General features: G+C 35.6%; 15 protein-coding genes. 7 read left to right on the top strand and 8 right to left on the bottom strand.

Going from position 1 to position 14851, the window contains the following annotated elements; genetic code table 11:
• Positions 1–74: 74 nt before the first annotated feature.
• Complete coding sequence (gene gdhA / locus ACFPVY_RS17620; protein ID WP_379793486.1) at positions 75–1418, bottom strand: NADP-specific glutamate dehydrogenase; 1344 nt, start codon at positions 1416–1418, stop codon at positions 75–77.
• A gap of 262 nt (positions 1419–1680) precedes the next feature.
• On the opposite strand from gdhA, the gene ACFPVY_RS17615 reads away from it, so the two are divergent.
• Entirely contained in the window at positions 1681–2460 is a 780-nt protein-coding gene (locus ACFPVY_RS17615) for a THC0290_0291 family protein (protein ID WP_379793485.1), read from the top strand.
• A 59-nt stretch (positions 2461–2519) separates the two neighbouring features.
• On the opposite strand, the gene ACFPVY_RS17610 is transcribed toward ACFPVY_RS17615, so the two are convergent.
• Positions 2520–3665 (bottom strand): cystathionine gamma-synthase, encoded by a 1146-nt coding sequence (locus tag ACFPVY_RS17610; protein WP_379793484.1) that lies wholly within the window; start codon positions 3663–3665, stop codon positions 2520–2522.
• Positions 3666–3759: 94 nt separating this feature from the next.
• On the opposite strand from ACFPVY_RS17610, the gene ACFPVY_RS17605 reads away from it, so the two are divergent.
• On the top strand, positions 3760–4533 hold the full coding sequence (locus ACFPVY_RS17605; RefSeq protein ID WP_379793483.1) for a DUF3298 and DUF4163 domain-containing protein: 774 nt from the start codon (positions 3760–3762) through the stop codon (positions 4531–4533).
• Here ACFPVY_RS17605 and ACFPVY_RS17600 read toward each other — a convergent pair whose 3' ends face one another.
• The 4 genes from ACFPVY_RS17600 to ACFPVY_RS17585 all read right to left on the bottom strand — a co-directional run bounded on the left by ACFPVY_RS17600 (position 4534) and on the right by ACFPVY_RS17585 (position 6420).
• On the bottom strand, positions 4534–4929 hold the full coding sequence (locus ACFPVY_RS17600) for a hypothetical protein (RefSeq protein ID WP_379793482.1): 396 nt from the start codon (positions 4927–4929) through the stop codon (positions 4534–4536).
• Between the two features lie 15 nt (positions 4930–4944).
• Positions 4945–5400: a DinB family protein gene (locus tag ACFPVY_RS17595; RefSeq protein ID WP_379793481.1), complete on the bottom strand. Its 456-nt coding sequence runs from the start codon at positions 5398–5400 to the stop codon at positions 4945–4947.
• 28 nt (positions 5401–5428) lie between these two features.
• Positions 5429–5893, bottom strand: a complete 465-nt coding sequence (locus ACFPVY_RS17590) for a GNAT family N-acetyltransferase (RefSeq protein ID WP_379793480.1) — start codon at positions 5891–5893, stop codon at positions 5429–5431.
• Positions 5894–5961: 68 nt separating this feature from the next.
• Positions 5962–6420, bottom strand: coding sequence for a GNAT family N-acetyltransferase (locus tag ACFPVY_RS17585; protein ID WP_379793479.1), 459 nt, complete (start codon positions 6418–6420; stop codon positions 5962–5964).
• A gap of 121 nt (positions 6421–6541) precedes the next feature.
• Between ACFPVY_RS17585 and ACFPVY_RS17580 the strand changes: the two genes are divergently transcribed.
• From ACFPVY_RS17580 to ACFPVY_RS17565, 4 genes are all read left to right on the top strand, one after another.
• Positions 6542–6943, top strand: a complete 402-nt coding sequence (locus tag ACFPVY_RS17580) for a response regulator (protein ID WP_379793478.1) — start codon at positions 6542–6544, stop codon at positions 6941–6943.
• 113 nt (positions 6944–7056) lie between these two features.
• Positions 7057–10458 carry an isoleucine--tRNA ligase gene (gene ileS, locus ACFPVY_RS17575; RefSeq protein ID WP_379793477.1) on the top strand — a complete coding sequence of 1134 codons (3402 nt, stop codon included), beginning with the start codon at positions 7057–7059 and terminating at the stop codon, positions 10456–10458.
• A gap of 6 nt (positions 10459–10464) precedes the next feature.
• Complete coding sequence (locus tag ACFPVY_RS17570) at positions 10465–10845, top strand: TraR/DksA family transcriptional regulator (protein ID WP_379793476.1); 381 nt, start codon at positions 10465–10467, stop codon at positions 10843–10845.
• Between the two features lie 89 nt (positions 10846–10934).
• Positions 10935–11528, top strand: a complete 594-nt coding sequence (locus ACFPVY_RS17565; RefSeq protein ID WP_379793475.1) for a lipoprotein signal peptidase — start codon at positions 10935–10937, stop codon at positions 11526–11528.
• A 277-nt stretch (positions 11529–11805) separates the two neighbouring features.
• Here ACFPVY_RS17565 and ACFPVY_RS17560 read toward each other — a convergent pair whose 3' ends face one another.
• Positions 11806–12375, bottom strand: coding sequence for a 5-formyltetrahydrofolate cyclo-ligase (locus ACFPVY_RS17560; protein WP_379793474.1), 570 nt, complete (start codon positions 12373–12375; stop codon positions 11806–11808).
• Positions 12376–12454: 79 nt separating this feature from the next.
• Here ACFPVY_RS17560 and ACFPVY_RS17555 point away from each other — a divergent pair, with 79 nt between their 5' ends.
• Positions 12455–13789, top strand: a complete 1335-nt coding sequence (locus tag ACFPVY_RS17555; protein ID WP_379793472.1) for a Fic family protein — start codon at positions 12455–12457, stop codon at positions 13787–13789.
• Position 13790: 1 nt separating this feature from the next.
• Here the strand turns inward: ACFPVY_RS17555 and ACFPVY_RS17550 are convergent, their stop codons facing one another.
• Positions 13791–14762, bottom strand: a complete 972-nt coding sequence (locus tag ACFPVY_RS17550; RefSeq protein ID WP_379793471.1) for a succinylglutamate desuccinylase/aspartoacylase family protein — start codon at positions 14760–14762, stop codon at positions 13791–13793.
• Between the last annotated feature and the right edge of the window lie 89 nt (positions 14763–14851).

Genomic DNA, 14851 nt, shown 5'->3' with positions numbered 1-14851 from the left:
AGTCGTTTGAAAAGTTTTATCCAAAAAAAATGCCCTCACAATGGAGAGCATTTAATTGTATATAAATCGATCGATTATACGATTCCTTGTGCCAACATTGCATCAGCAACTTTCACGAAACCTGCGATATTTGCTCCTTTTACATAATCCACGAAACCATCTTTTTCAGTTCCATATTTTACGCATGAAGCGTGGATGTCAAGCATAATTCTTTTTAGTCTTTCGTCAACTTCTTCAGAAGTCCAGCTTAAACGCAAAGAGTTTTGAGACATTTCTAATCCAGAAGTCGCAACACCACCAGCATTTGAAGCTTTTCCTGGAGCAAACAAGATTTTTGCATTTAAGAAAACAGTAACTGCTTCAGGAGTTGAAGGCATATTTGCACCTTCAGCCACACAGATACATCCGTTTGCTACCAACGTTTTTGCTTCTTCTTCGTTCAACTCATTTTGAGTTGCGCAAGGCAAAGCCACGTCACATTTAACTTCCCAAGGACGTTTTCCTGCTACATATTTTGCGTTTGGATATTTGTTCAAGTAATCGCTGATTCTTCCGTAATTTACGTTTTTGATTTCCATTACGTAAGCTAATTTTTCAGCATCGATTCCAGCTTCGTCATAAATATAGCCCGCAGAATCAGAAAGAGTAACTACTTTTCCGCCCAACTGTGTTGCTTTTTCAGCAGCATATTGCGCCACGTTTCCAGAACCAGAAACAACAACAGTTTTTCCTGCAAAGCTTTCTCCTTTAGTTTCAAGCATGCTTTGTGCAAAATACACGTCGCCATAACCTGTAGCTTCCGGACGGATTAATGAACCTCCAAAAGAGATTCCTTTTCCTGTCAAAACTCCTGTAAATTCGTTTCTTAATCTTTTGTATTGACCAAACATGTAGCCAACTTCACGTCCTCCAACACCAATATCTCCGGCTGGAACGTCAGTGTTTCCACCGATGTGTTTTGATAACTCTGTCATAAATGCTTGACAGAACTTCATAATTTCATTGTCTGATTTTCCTTTTGGATCAAAATCAGCACCACCTTTTCCACCACCCATTGGCAATGTAGTCAAGCTGTTTTTAAAAGTTTGCTCAAAAGCAAGGAATTTCAAGATGCTTAAGTTTACAGAAGGATGGAAACGAATTCCGCCTTTGTATGGCCCTATAGCTGAGTTCATTTGGATTCTGTAACCTCTGTTCACATGCGTGTTTCCAGCGTCATCAACCCAAACAACTCTGAACATAATTACACGTTCAGCTTCAACCATTCTTTCCAAAAGCATTTTGTTTTGGTATTTTTTATTCTCTTCAATAAAAGGAATTACAGTTTCTGCAACTTCTTTTACAGCCTGCATAAATTCAGGCTCATTAGGATTTCTCTTCGCAACTGCTTCAACAAAAGAGTGAATACTTTCTGTCATGATTATTAAGTTATTAACGTTTAAGAAAACGTTTTCGTTTGATAGTACAAAGATACATCTTAAACTAATAATTGACGATATTTTTTTGATTTCTCAATAGATTTATTTATTTGTTAAGGAATCTTTAATTATAGTGTATTTTATGAGCTGTTTTTAAAGTTTTTATGATATTTTTCGAACCAAAAAAGTATTTTTTTTATTTTATTTAATAAGTGATTTATGTTTTTATATATTTGTCCCTAAATTCTTTTAAACAAGACAGATGCCCAGAATTTACCTACTATTAACAGCCTTACTTTTTGGTGGTCTAAATGTTGCTACGGCACAATTAGGAATTTCACATGAAATTGGTGTGATTGCAGGTCCGGTTGCTTTTCAATCTGATTATGGAGAACGATATGATTTGAGTACCAATTCTGGAAATACGGGATTTGGAGTTGGAATCGTGCATTATTTGAACTTTGCTTATAATCCAGAATGTAACTGTCTTAATTCTTACACTTATTTTAACGACCACTTTAAAATCAGAAGTGAACTTTCTTATAACAAAACAGAACTAAAGCATTTTGGCGAATGGGTTGCTCCAGAAAGAACATCGGTTGGCGCACAGCAATTGCGCGATATGAGAGGAAGCACGGCTGTTACAAATATTGGAATGCAATTGGAATATTTTCCGTTGAGCATTAGAGATTTTACGGCAACAAATGGTGCTTGGGCACCTTTTATTAGTGCGGGAGCGCAATTTAGCCACTACAATCCCGAAGCAACTTCTGTAAACGGACCGTTAACTGTGTTGAACACGCCAGTAAAATATAGAGATGCGTTTACAAATGATTCTGGAAATACGTGGTCTGCGGTTGCGAGCGTTGGAACAAGATATAAATTGACCGAACTTTCAGACTTAATGGTTGATTTAAGATTTCAATATTACTTCTCAAATTGGGTAGACGGATTGAGCCCAGATCCAACAAGATATCCTGAAAATAAAGCTAATGACTGGCTTGTTTGGCTGAACTTTGGATATATTTATTATTTGAATTAAAATTTTTTGACATAAAAAAGTCCCGATTCTCATCGGGACTTTTTATTTGTAAAACTATTTTATTTCAAAGCTTGTTCTAAATCAGCAAGCAAATCTTCAATATCTTCAATTCCCACGCTCAAACGAACCAAGTCATCAGAAATCCCAATTTCTTTTCGCTTGTCTTCTGGTATTGAAGCGTGCGTCATCAAAGCTGGATGGTTTGCCAAAGATTCAACGCCACCAAGAGATTCTGCCAAGGTAAAAACTTCTAATTTCTCTAAAAATGAAATCGCGTCTTCTTTTTTTCCTGATTCAAAAGTAAACGAAACCATGCCGCCAAAACCATTTTTCATCTGCTTTTTAGCAATTTCATGAAAAGGGTGCGAAGCTAATCCTGGATAAAAAACCGTTTTAACTTTTGAATGGTTGTTCAAAAATTCAGTAACTTTTTCTCCGTTTTCACAATGTCTTTGCACTCTCAAGCTCAATGTTTTGATTCCTCTTAAAACCAAGAAAGAATCTTGCGGTCCAAGTGTTGCGCCGGTTGCAAATTGTTGAAAATGCAATTGCTCGCCTAATTTTTCATCCTTTGTAATTAATGCACCAGCAATTACGTCAGAATGGCCGCCAAGATATTTTGTAGCTGAATGCATTACGATATCAGCACCTAAATCTAATGGTTTTTGCAAATAAGGCGTTGCAAAAGTATTGTCAACAGCAAAAAGCAAGTTTTTTTCTTTCGTAATTTTTGCAATAGCTTCAATGTCAGCCAATTTCATCAACGGATTTGTTGGCGTTTCCACCCAAACCAATTTTGTATTTTCATTGATTAACGACTTAAATTTCTCTAAATCGTTCATGTCCACAAAGTGAAACTTGATACCAGAATCTTTGTAAATTCTAGTGAACATTCGGTAAGTTCCTCCGTATAAATCATCCATGGCAATGATTTCGTCGCCAGCTTTAAATGATCTTAAAACGCAATCAGTCGCAGCCAATCCCGAAGAAAATGCCAAACCGCGCGTTCCATTTTCAATGCTCGCTAAAGCATTTTCTAAAGCCGTACGCGTTGGGTTTGCCGCTCTGCTATATTCATATTCACCAACCGGAACTCCAGGGCTGGTTTGTAAAAAAGTCGAAGTTTGATAAACAGGAGGCATTACAGCGCCAGTTGACGGGTCATGATGTTGTCCTCCGTGGATAACTTTGGTGTTAAATTTCATGTAAATGATTATTTAAATATCAATATTTTGGACAAATTTACCTTTTAATTTCCAACCCAAAAGGGTATCTTTATAAATAATTAACAACCAAACCATGAAAAGAATCATAATATCACTAGCAATAATTTCAGTTTTTGCAAGCTGTCAAAAAGATAAAACCGAAGAAACAGAAACGGCTACTCTTGAGTTTCAGACAAAAACGTATGAGAAAAAAACAACGCTTCCGTGCAAGACTGATGTTTGTGCTGAGGTGAAAATCGTGGTTCCCGAAGCTTCGAATATTCCGGTGGTTTCAGACAGCATTAATAAGAAGATTTTTAATACCGTTCGAGGAATTGTTTATTTTGGAGAAAAACCTTCTGACGGGAAAAATTACGAAGAAGTAATGACGGCTTTCATCAATTCTTATGATCAATTGAAAGAAGAATATGCCGATGAAAGACCAGGTTGGGAAGCAAAAATTGAAGCAAATGTGGCTTATACTTCTGATAAAATTTTAAATATAAAATTACACAACTACACATTCACTGGCGGAGCGCACGGTTATGACGGCAATCGTTCCCTGATTTTTGACAAAGTAACCGGCAAGTCGTTAGAGAAAAATGACATTCTGAAAGATACCGTTGCTTTTAAAACTTTGGCCGAGACAAAATTCCGTGAGAAGTTCAAAATTCCGGCGGGAAAACCGATAAATTCTACCGGAATGATGTTTATGAAGGAAGTTTTTGAATTGCCTCAAACTTACTTTTATACTGACAAAGGTCTGCTTCTCTACTACAATATTTATGAAATTGCAGCTTATGTTGAAGGTCCAAAAGAAGTTTTGATTCCGTATAGTGAAGTGGATAAGTTTTTGAAAATCAAGTAATCAAATATTTTGGTCAAGTGCATAAACTAAATTCCATTTTCCATCAATTAATTTAAAACGGTATTCTGTATAAAAACCTGAATTTGGAATATAACATTTTTCAATAAATGTTGAATCTGTTTTAATTGCACTAATTTTAAATTTGGTTGTATCGACATCGCTAATTTTTGAACGCAAGACTTCCCAGTTTTTTGAACTCCATCCTTCTTTTTTGAATTCCTGAATTTTCTTTCCTTCAATCGGAAATTTGATTCTGGACAGTTGAAAAATACTGTCGCGATGGAATTTCTCATAAAAAGAGTCAAAATTTTCTGAAGATCTCGCTTTTTCAGCAGTATTTGAATTGCAATTGATGAAAAGTAGTGATAAAAATAAGAGTTGAATTCGATTTAACATTGTGTTGATTGCAAGTTAAACAAACTTTTTAATACTCATCATGATTCCCAAATGCGTGGCTTCATGAAAATAATTAAAAGCAATTGCTTCTTCGGCGCTTTTTATCGTAAAGCCTAATTCGTTTTTGAACTCGTGATAATTTTTAAAGACATTATTTTCTAAATCGGTTTTTGTTTGCTCAATTGTCTTGAAAAGAAGGCTTTCAATTTCATCAACTTCTGCTTGCGAAACATCACCTTCCGGACGCGTTCCTCTCGCATATTTTGAAATTAATGTAGCCGAAACCATCGGTTGTAATCCGGATAATTTGTAAACTAAAAGTTGTTGTACCACTATGATGTGGCCAATATTCCAGATTAAATTATTGCTGAAACCTTCCGGAATTTTGTTCAATTGTTCCAAAGAATATTTCTGGAGATAAATGTGCAGTATTTTTCTGTTTTGCTGTGTAATTTCGAAAGCTTGATTCATAAGTTTGTTTATTATTGTTTTAATTTGCCTAAATCTCAGAAACCCATTTTTTCATACAAACAGAACTTTCCACATCCTTATATTGACCATAATTTTGAATCGTTGAATAACCCGCTTTTTGATACAATTTTATAGCATTTGGCATGTCTTTGCTGGTTTCTAAAATGCAAAAATCAAAATTAGATTCTTCTGCCCAATATTCCAGATTTTTCAAAATTTTTCTGCCCAAACCTTGACCTCTAAATTCTTCCAGCACAAACATTCTCTTGATTTCGGCCTCTTTTTCAGAAAACGGTTTGAATGCACCACAGCCAACAGGTTTTCCGTCAGAATAAGCTACGAGTACATGATTTAGTGTATCGATAGTATTGAATTTTGAAAAAAAAGAATGATTTTCTCCGTTGATTTCTTTTAAATAATCGTCTAAAAGTGCTACTAATTTTTGAAAATCACCGTTGTTAGAATCGGTTTTTGTAAAAGTAATTTTTGGCATAAAATTGTGTGTTGTGTGTTCTTCAATATTATGAAAAAAAACGAAGCGATTTTAAGGCGATTCAAGGTTTATCGAATTTTAACTAAATCAATATTGGCTTCCAGATGATATAAATCAAAACCTTTGTCCCAATAATTTTTCACAATTTCTTTTAGTTGAAATCCAAATTTTGCGTAAAACCGAAATGCCAATTGTGATGTTCGCACCGAGATTTTTTCAATGCTTTTTATTTCTTTTATTCGCTCGATTCGGTAATTTGTCAATTCGGTTCCAAAACCTTTTCCTTGACTTTCGGGATGAAAAATATCCCAAGAAATTTTTCCAGTTTTCTTGTCTTCAGATAAATTAAATCCGCCACAACCTATAATTTTATTATTTTCTAAAAGCACGAAATACTGCTCAATTTCATTTTTTAAATAATAAATTAAGTCTTTTTCTTCGGCTGGAGAAAAATATTCTGGCGTATTTAATCGGAGAAGTTCCAATAAGCGCGGTGTGTCTGAGGTTTGAAAAGGTCTTATTTGCATTGGGGCATAATTTTGTCAAATATAGCGCAAGTATTCATTGTGATCATTTAACTAAAAACGAAAATTATGTAATAACCTCGCGCAATTCGTGGATTACTTTTACGCCACTTTAAATTTTGTAATGAAAAAAGATGGGCCAATTTTGGTTATTGATGACGATCAAGACGATAGAGATTTTTTTAAAGAAGTGCTTTCTAGCCTTGTTCCAAATGAAATTGTGCTTTTAAGCGACAGTACATTGGTGGTTGATTATCTTTTACAAGAAAATTGCCATCCGTTTTTGATAATTTCAGACATTAGTATGCCAAAGATGAACGGTTTTGAACTTCGCGATGCAATTCTCAAGGAACCGTCAATCGTTGAAAAGAAAATTCCTTTTCTCTATTTTACGAGCGCGTGGAATGAATTTACGTCAGAAGAAGCCTTTAAAAGATCAATCAACGGATTTTTCCACAAACCAAATTCGCTCGAAACACTTGCTGAAGTATTAAATGATCTGATTTTTTATTGGAAAGGGAGGTAAATCAAACAAAATGCGAATAGTTGAAGTTTACTCAAACCAAAAACTTACTTCTCACTACTCACTTCTCACTACAATTTATTACATTCGCAAATTGATTTTAGAAAACGACAATAATGAGCACAAAATTTACTGAATATAAAGGACTTGACCTGCCAACAGTAGCGTCTGAAGTACTTGATTTCTGGAAAAAAGAGAATATATTTGAGAAAAGCGTAACCACTCGCGAAGGAAACCAACCTTACGTATTTTTTGAAGGACCGCCTTCAGCAAATGGATTGCCTGGAATTCACCACGTGATGGCTCGTGCGATTAAAGATATTTTTTGTCGTTATAAAACCCAAAAAGGCTTTCAAGTAAAGAGAAAAGCTGGTTGGGATACTCACGGTTTGCCAGTAGAATTGGGAACTGAAAAGGAACTCGGAATCACGAAAGAAGACATTGGAAAAACAATTTCTATCGAAGAATATAACGAAGCTTGTAAAAAAACGGTAATGCGCTACACGGATGTGTGGAATGACCTTACCGAAAAAATGGGTTATTGGGTTGATATGGAAGATCCATACGTGACTTATAAACCAAAATATATGGAGTCGGTTTGGTGGCTTTTGAAACAAATCTATGATAAAGGTTTGTTGTACAAAGGCTATACAATCCAACCGTATTCTCCAAAAGCAGGAACCGGATTGTCTTCTCACGAAGTAAACCAGCCTGGAGCTTATCGCGATGTGACGGATACCACGATTGTGGCGCAATTTAAGTCTTTGCCAGAAACATTGCCTTCTTTTTTACAAGGTTTTGGTGATGTGCATTTCTTGGCTTGGACAACAACACCTTGGACTTTGCCTTCAAACACGGCTTTAACAGTTGGGCCAAAAATCGATTATGTTTTAGTAAAGACGTTTAATCAATATACTTTCGAACCGATAAATGTAGTTTTGGCTAAAAATTTAGTTGGAAAACAATTTGGGAAAGGATTTTTTGCAAGCGAAGAAGAGGCTGATTTTGACAAAGTGAAAAACGGCGACAAACAGCTTCCTTATAAAATATTGACAGAAGGAAAAGGTGCTGATTTAGTCGGAATTAAATACGAGCAATTGTTGCCTTATACTTTGCCGTATCAAAATCCAGAAAATGCTTTCAGAGTAATTTCAGGAGATTTTGTAACAACTGAAGACGGAACAGGAATCGTGCACACCGCTCCAACTTTTGGTGCTGATGATGCGAAAGTAGCCAAAGAAGCTACGCCAGAAGTACCGCCAATGTTGGTTTTAGACGAAAACGGAACTGCAGTTCCATTGGTAGATTTGCAAGGAAAATTCACTTCAAACATGGGCGATTTCGCTGGAAAATATGTGAAGAACGAATATTATGACGCAGGAACCGCTCCAGAAAAATCGGTAGATGTTGAAATTGCCATCCGTTTAAAAGAAGAAAACAAAGCGTTCAAAGTTGAAAAATACGTCCACAGTTACCCACACAGTTGGAGAACGGATGAACCACTTTTGTATTATCCGTTGGATTCTTGGTTCATCAAAGTGACCGATGTCAAAGACAGAATGTTCGACTTGAATGAAACCATCAACTGGAAACCAAAATCTACAGGCGAAGGACGTTTTGGAAACTGGTTGAAAAACGCCAACGACTGGAACCTTTCGCGTTCAAGATATTGGGGAATTCCGTTGCCAATCTGGAGAACCGAAGACAAAAAAGAAGAAGTGCTGATTGGTTCTGTCGAAGAATTATATAATGCCATTGAAAAATCAATAGAGGCTGGTTTTCAAAAAGAAAATCCGTTCAAAGGTTTTGAAATCGGAAATATGTCGGAAACAAATTATGATTTGGTCGATTTGCATAAAAATGTAGTCGATGAAATCACGTTAGTTTCAGCTTCTGGAAAACCAATGAAGCGTGAAAGCGATTTGATTGATGTTTGGTTTGATTCTGGCGCAATGCCTTATGCACAATGGCATTATCCTTTTGAGAACAAAGATAAGATTGACGAAAACAAAGATTTTCCAGCTGATTTTATTGCAGAAGGTGTAGATCAAACTCGTGGTTGGTTTTATACGCTTCATGCAATTGGAACGTTGGTTTTTGATAAAATCGCTTATAAAAATGTAGTTTCAAACGGTTTGGTTCTAGACAAAAACGGAATCAAAATGTCTAAAAGTAAAGGAAATACGATAGACCCGTTTAAAACCATTGAAGAATACGGACCGGATGCAACGCGCTGGTATATGATTATGAATGCAAATCCTTGGGACAACTTAAAATTTGACTTGGAAGGAATTGCTGAGGTAAAAAGAAAATTCTTCGGGACATTATACAATACCTATTCGTTCTTTAGTTTATATGCAAATATCGACGGATTCACTTACGCGGAAGCGGAAATTCCGTTGGAAGAAAGACCAGAAATCGACCGCTGGATTTTATCCGAATTAAATACTTTGATAAAAGACGTGGATGCTTTTTACGCTGATTATGAGCCAACAAGAGCCACTCGCGCCATTTCTGATTTTGTTCAAGAGAATTTGAGCAATTGGTACGTTCGTTTGTGCAGAAGACGTTTCTGGAAAGGCGACTATGCGCAAGACAAAATTGCCGCGTACCAAACCTTATATACATGTCTTTTGACCGTGGCAAAATTGAGCGCTCCGGTGGCTCCGTTCTTTATGGATAAGCTTTACAGAGATTTAACACAGGCGACACACACAGAAGATTTCAGCAGTGTACATTTGGCCGAGTTTCCAAAATATGCTGATAACTTTGTTGATAAATCGTTAGAAAGCAGAATGCAGAAAGCGCAGACCATTTCGTCACTGGTTTTATCCCTACGTAAGAAGGAAATGATTAAAGTGCGTCAACCGTTGCAAAAGGTAATGATTCCGGTACTTGACGCGAAACAAAAGGCAGAAATTGAAGCAGTTTCTGACTTGATAAAAGCGGAGGTAAACGTGAAGGAAATCGAGCTTTTAGACGATGCTTCGGGGATTTTGGTCAAACAAATTAAGCCTAATTTTAAAGCATTAGGACCGCGTTTTGGTAAAGATATGGGGTTGATTTCCAAAGAGATACAAAATTTCTCACAGGAACAAATCAACGAATTAGACAAGAACGGCGCGTTAGATATTGTTATTTCAGGGAAAAGTATTAATTTAACTTCTGAAGACGTGGAGATTTCATCTCAAGATATCGAAGGTTGGTTGGTCGCAAATGCAAACGGAATCACGGTTGCTTTAGACATCACAATCTCTGATGAATTGAGAAAAGAGGGAATCGCAAGAGAATTGGTTAACCGTATTCAAAATATCCGAAAAGATTCAGGTTTTGAAGTAACAGATAAGATTAAAGTTCAGGTTCAAAAAGATGGAAATTTAGAAGAAGCAATTCAAGCTAATTCAGATTATATTAAAGCAGAAACATTGACGGAAGAACTGATTTTAGAGGATAAAGTAGAAAACGGTATAGAAATTGAGTTTGACAACATTAAAACAATGATATTAATTTCAAAATAATATAATATGGTAGAAGAAGCTACTCGATACTCAGACGCTGATTTGGCTGAGTTCAAAGAAATAATTTTAAACAAAATACAAAAAGCGCAAGCCGATTTAGATTTAATCAAAAGCGCGTATATGAATGACCTGAACAACGGTACAGACGATACGTCGCCAACGTTCAAGGCTTTCGAAGAAGGAAGTGAAACAATGTCTAAAGAGGCAAATTCTCAATTAGCAATTCGTCAAGAGAAGTTCATCCGTGATTTAAAAAACGCACTTTTCCGTGTGGAAAATAAAACTTATGGCGTTTGCAAAGTTACAGGCAAATTGATCGGAAAGGAAAGATTAAAAATTGTTCCCCACGCAACAATGAGCATTGAAGCAAAGAACTTGCAACGATAGACTTAAACTGAAAAATATTTTAAAAACGCTCTAAATTTTGGAGCGTTTTTTATGAATAATATTGTTACTTTTGCCTCAAATTCCTTATAATGTCATTAAAGAAAGCATACCTTTTAGTAATTCTTGTTCTTATCGCTGACCAGATTTCAAAAATCTATGTCAAAACACACTTCATTTATGGAGAATTAGGGCAAATAAATGTTGCCAGTTGGTTCAAGATTTTATTAATTGAAAACGAAGGAATGGCTTGGGGCGTTGAAATTCCTGGAACTTATGGAAAATTAATCCTTACACTTTTTCGACTAGTTGCCGTTTCCGGAATCGGTTGGTGGCTGTGGGATTCTGTGAAAAAGAAAAGTTCTAATTTTTTGATCGTAGCCGTTGCTTTGATTTTAGCAGGAGCTTTTGGGAATATTATCGATTCAGTTTTTTACGGAGTTATTTTTGATCAAAGCCACGGACAAACGGCCACGTTATTTACAGACCAACCTTACGGAACTTGGTTCCACGGAAAAGTAGTCGATATGCTTTATTTTCCAATCTGGGAAGGTGATTTACCATCGTGGTTAGGCGGAAAACATTTCACTTTTTTCAATGCAATTTTCAACTTAGCCGATATGGCAATATGCGTTGGTGTTGGAATTTTGATTGTTTTCAATAAAAAAGCGTTCGCGACAAATTAAAAAATAAAAATAGTCACATAAAAAATCCCGAAGCGATTCGGGATTTTTTTGATTTAGATATTAGTTGCGTCCGGGTGCGTGATTTCGCGCACTTTTTTCACCAGTAACTTTTTTTGCCTGTCCAGGAGGCAAAGGCTTCGCGCTGTTTGATCTGCCACTCGTTCTTGCATTAGGCTCGACACGTGCGCTCGCGCTGCAACTTGAGACTAAGAAAGACACAAGAAACACTCCGATAATTAATCTTAAAGTCGTTTTCATAATTTTGTTTTTCATAAAATTACGACTTTATTTCATATATTTTTTCGGGAGTAATGCAAAAATCAAGTTTTACATCGCTTTTGCAGACATCGATAATTTCTTCTTCCGGTTCAAAAAAAGAAAGTCCTACTTTCAGGACATCTTCTCTGCATTCTGCCAAAAAATTGTCATAAAACCCTTTTCCATATCCCACACGGTGTCCTTTTTTGTCGAAAGCTAAAAGCGGTACAAAAACCACATCAATTTTAGCAGAAGGAACTTCAATTCCGTCGACAGGTTCTGGAATATTATATTCGTTTTTCTTGAATTTTGTGTTGTCAGTCAAAAGAAAATGAATCATCTTTCGAGTTTCAAAATTAGATTTCGAAACGATAATTTCTTTGTCTTTTCCGGCTAAAACTTGCAATAGAAATTCAGTATCAACTTCTTTATGTTCCATAATCGGAAGAAAAATATGGTAGTATAATTTGTTCCAAAAGTCTGATTTCACGGCTTGGTTTGCAATCGCAAGACTTTTGTCCTCAATATCTTCTGAAGAAAGTTTTGCTCTTAAAGCTTTGTATTTTATTCGTAATTCTTTTTTGTTCATGGGATAAAAGTAAAAAATGAAAGTTTGTTTTCTGAAAGATTAAAAGTTAAATTTGTTTTGAATTAAATAATTATTCCAAATGGAGGAAATTTTAAATGCTTTAGAGTTGAAAAAAGAATTGGATGCATTGCGCCCGATTGATAAAGAGCACGAAGCTATTATAATGCAAAAATTTCGCTTAGATTGGAATTTTCATTCGAATCATTTGGAAGGTAATGCGCTAACTTACGGAGAAACAAAAGCACTTATTTTATTTGGAGTTACAGCTCAAGGAAAAACATTGAAAGACCATTTTGAGATAACTGGCCACAATGAAGCAATAAATTGGGTTATCGATATGGTGAAAGGGGAACGACCTTTGACAGAAAATTTCATTAGAGAACTTCACGAGCTTTTACTTAAGGAATCGTATGAAGTTGATGCAATTACGCCAGATGGAAAACCTACAAAGAAGAGAATAAATGTAGGGAAATATAAATCATCACCAAATCACGTTCAAACCAAAACTGGTGAAATTTTTCATTTTGCAACACCAGAAGATACACCGGCAAGAATGACCGATTTATTGAATTGGTATAAAGAAAAGTCAACTGAAAAAGAGATTAATCCTATATTTTTAGCGGCAGAATTTCATTATCGATTTATAAGAATTCATCCGTTTGATGATGGAAACGGAAGAACAGCAAGGATTTTAATGAATTTCATTTTAATGCAATTCGGATTTCCGCCAGTAATTATTAAATCTGAAGACAAGGAAAATTATTTTTTAGCATTGCAACTTGCTGATGCGGGAAATATTGAAGCTTTTATCGGATATATTGCAAAGAATTTGGTTAGGTCATTAGATATAATGATTGCTGGAGCAAAGGGCGAAAGTGTTGAAGAGCAAGATGATTTAGATAAAGAGATTGCTTTGTTGGAGCAAAGGCTAATAGGCTATGGTGAAAAAGCAACAAAAGTTAAATCAAAAGAATTAATTGCAGATGTATTTAAAAATTCTATTGTAAAACTTGATAATAAACTTTTTCAGAAAAATTCAAGTTTCGAAAGATTTTACGTTAATAGAAATTCTTCGTTGGAATTTACAGACAGTGAAGGAAAGGAATTATTTGTTCAAGCAGTTTACAATGAATTAATTGATAAAATTTCAAATTCCACGAAGAATGTTTTAATTAATGATGAATTTAAAGGCTTTAGGACAGTGGGATTTGATGCCTTTAATTATTCAACGGTTATATCCTTCAATTTTTTTCCTCTAAGTTACAATGTTTACTCTCGAGGAACAGTATATTTTGAAAAACCGTATGGAACTTGGTTGACAACATCTGAAATTGATAAAATTGTAAAATTAGAGATGAAAATGCACAAAGAATTTATAGAAAAAAAAATTTCTGAAAGGGAAAACAAAAAATAAATCAAGCTTCCCCATATTCCAAACCAATTGAAAGATGAAAAACAGCATCACCTTGATACACGATCGGTGCATCATTTACATTGATTACAAAACCTGCATTTGGCGCTTTTAATTTGATTTCTACTTTTCCGTAAGGATCAGAAATTGTGGCCAGAACTTCTCCTTTTTGAACATAATTTCCAATGGTTGTGAAACTGTGAAACATTCCAGAATTCTTGGCGCGAACCCAACCTGATCTTTCGATGTAAATCGTCTTTTTATCGGGAGCGGAAATGGATTTCTTCGGGTTTAGCATTCCAAAATGGTCTAATAACCGCTTTGTTCCTTCAACGCCTTCTCTGGTGATTGATTCGTTGATATCCAATGATTTTCCGCCTTCAAAAAGCAACATTTTTACGCCTAATTTATCGCAAGAATTTCGAAAAGAACCTGCAATATTTCTAGAATACAAGGCAAAAGGAGGATGAAACACATCGGCCAATTTCTTTAATTCGCGATTATTTGGCACCAATCGAATTTGTGGCGCGTTAAATCTTGAGGCACCGCCAGCGTGAAAATCAATGCAATAATCCACATTTGGGATGATCTCATTTAGTAAATAATAAGCAAAACGACTGGCCAAAGATCCGTTCATGCTTCCAGGGAAAACGCGGTTCATGTCTCTTCCATCAGGCAATTCACGTTTTTGATTCAAAAATCCGAAGACATTTATGGTTGGAATACAAATGATTGTCCCAATTTTTGGCTTGTTAATTTTTTGGACGATTAATTGACGCACAATTTCCACTCCGTTGATTTCGTCGCCGTGCAATCCCGCAGAAAATAAAATGGTTGGGCCATCAATTTCTGAACGTTCGATGATTACCGGAATTTTCAATTTAGTCATCGTGTGGAGTTTTGCAATCTCCATATTTAAAGTGCGACTTTCGCCGGGAAGAATAGATTCGCCTAAAATCGTTAAGTTTTTTGCCATATATTTTATACTGCTCTTTACCGCTGACTGCTTCGCTTGTTCGACCTTCGATCTCGCGTTGCAGATTTAAAGAATTAAGTTGATTTTAA

Origin of the sequence: Flavobacterium qiangtangense, from assembly GCF_042658345.1 — a bacterium.
Lineage (GTDB): Bacteria > Bacteroidota > Bacteroidia > Flavobacteriales > Flavobacteriaceae > Flavobacterium > Flavobacterium qiangtangense.
The sequence above is the reverse complement of the archived record's forward strand: the minus strand, read 5'-3'. Positions and strand labels throughout refer to the sequence as shown.

Coding starts and splice junctions, on each gene's coding strand:
- gdhA (WP_379793486.1), bottom strand. CDS start 1,418: ATGACAGAAAGTATTCACTCTTTTGTTGAAGCAGTTGCGAAGAGAAAT.
- ACFPVY_RS17615 (WP_379793485.1), top strand. CDS start 1,681: ATGCCCAGAATTTACCTACTATTAACAGCCTTACTTTTTGGTGGTCTA.
- ACFPVY_RS17610 (WP_379793484.1), bottom strand. CDS start 3,665: ATGAAATTTAACACCAAAGTTATCCACGGAGGACAACATCATGACCCG.
- ACFPVY_RS17605 (WP_379793483.1), top strand. CDS start 3,760: ATGAAAAGAATCATAATATCACTAGCAATAATTTCAGTTTTTGCAAGC.
- ACFPVY_RS17600 (WP_379793482.1), bottom strand. CDS start 4,929: ATGTTAAATCGAATTCAACTCTTATTTTTATCACTACTTTTCATCAAT.
- ACFPVY_RS17595 (WP_379793481.1), bottom strand. CDS start 5,400: ATGAATCAAGCTTTCGAAATTACACAGCAAAACAGAAAAATACTGCAC.
- ACFPVY_RS17590 (WP_379793480.1), bottom strand. CDS start 5,893: ATGCCAAAAATTACTTTTACAAAAACCGATTCTAACAACGGTGATTTT.
- ACFPVY_RS17585 (WP_379793479.1), bottom strand. CDS start 6,420: ATGCAAATAAGACCTTTTCAAACCTCAGACACACCGCGCTTATTGGAA.
- ACFPVY_RS17580 (WP_379793478.1), top strand. CDS start 6,542: ATGAAAAAAGATGGGCCAATTTTGGTTATTGATGACGATCAAGACGAT.
- ileS (WP_379793477.1), top strand. CDS start 7,057: ATGAGCACAAAATTTACTGAATATAAAGGACTTGACCTGCCAACAGTA.
- ACFPVY_RS17570 (WP_379793476.1), top strand. CDS start 10,465: ATGGTAGAAGAAGCTACTCGATACTCAGACGCTGATTTGGCTGAGTTC.
- ACFPVY_RS17565 (WP_379793475.1), top strand. CDS start 10,935: ATGTCATTAAAGAAAGCATACCTTTTAGTAATTCTTGTTCTTATCGCT.
- ACFPVY_RS17560 (WP_379793474.1), bottom strand. CDS start 12,375: ATGAACAAAAAAGAATTACGAATAAAATACAAAGCTTTAAGAGCAAAA.
- ACFPVY_RS17555 (WP_379793472.1), top strand. CDS start 12,455: ATGGAGGAAATTTTAAATGCTTTAGAGTTGAAAAAAGAATTGGATGCA.
- ACFPVY_RS17550 (WP_379793471.1), bottom strand. CDS start 14,762: ATGGCAAAAAACTTAACGATTTTAGGCGAATCTATTCTTCCCGGCGAA.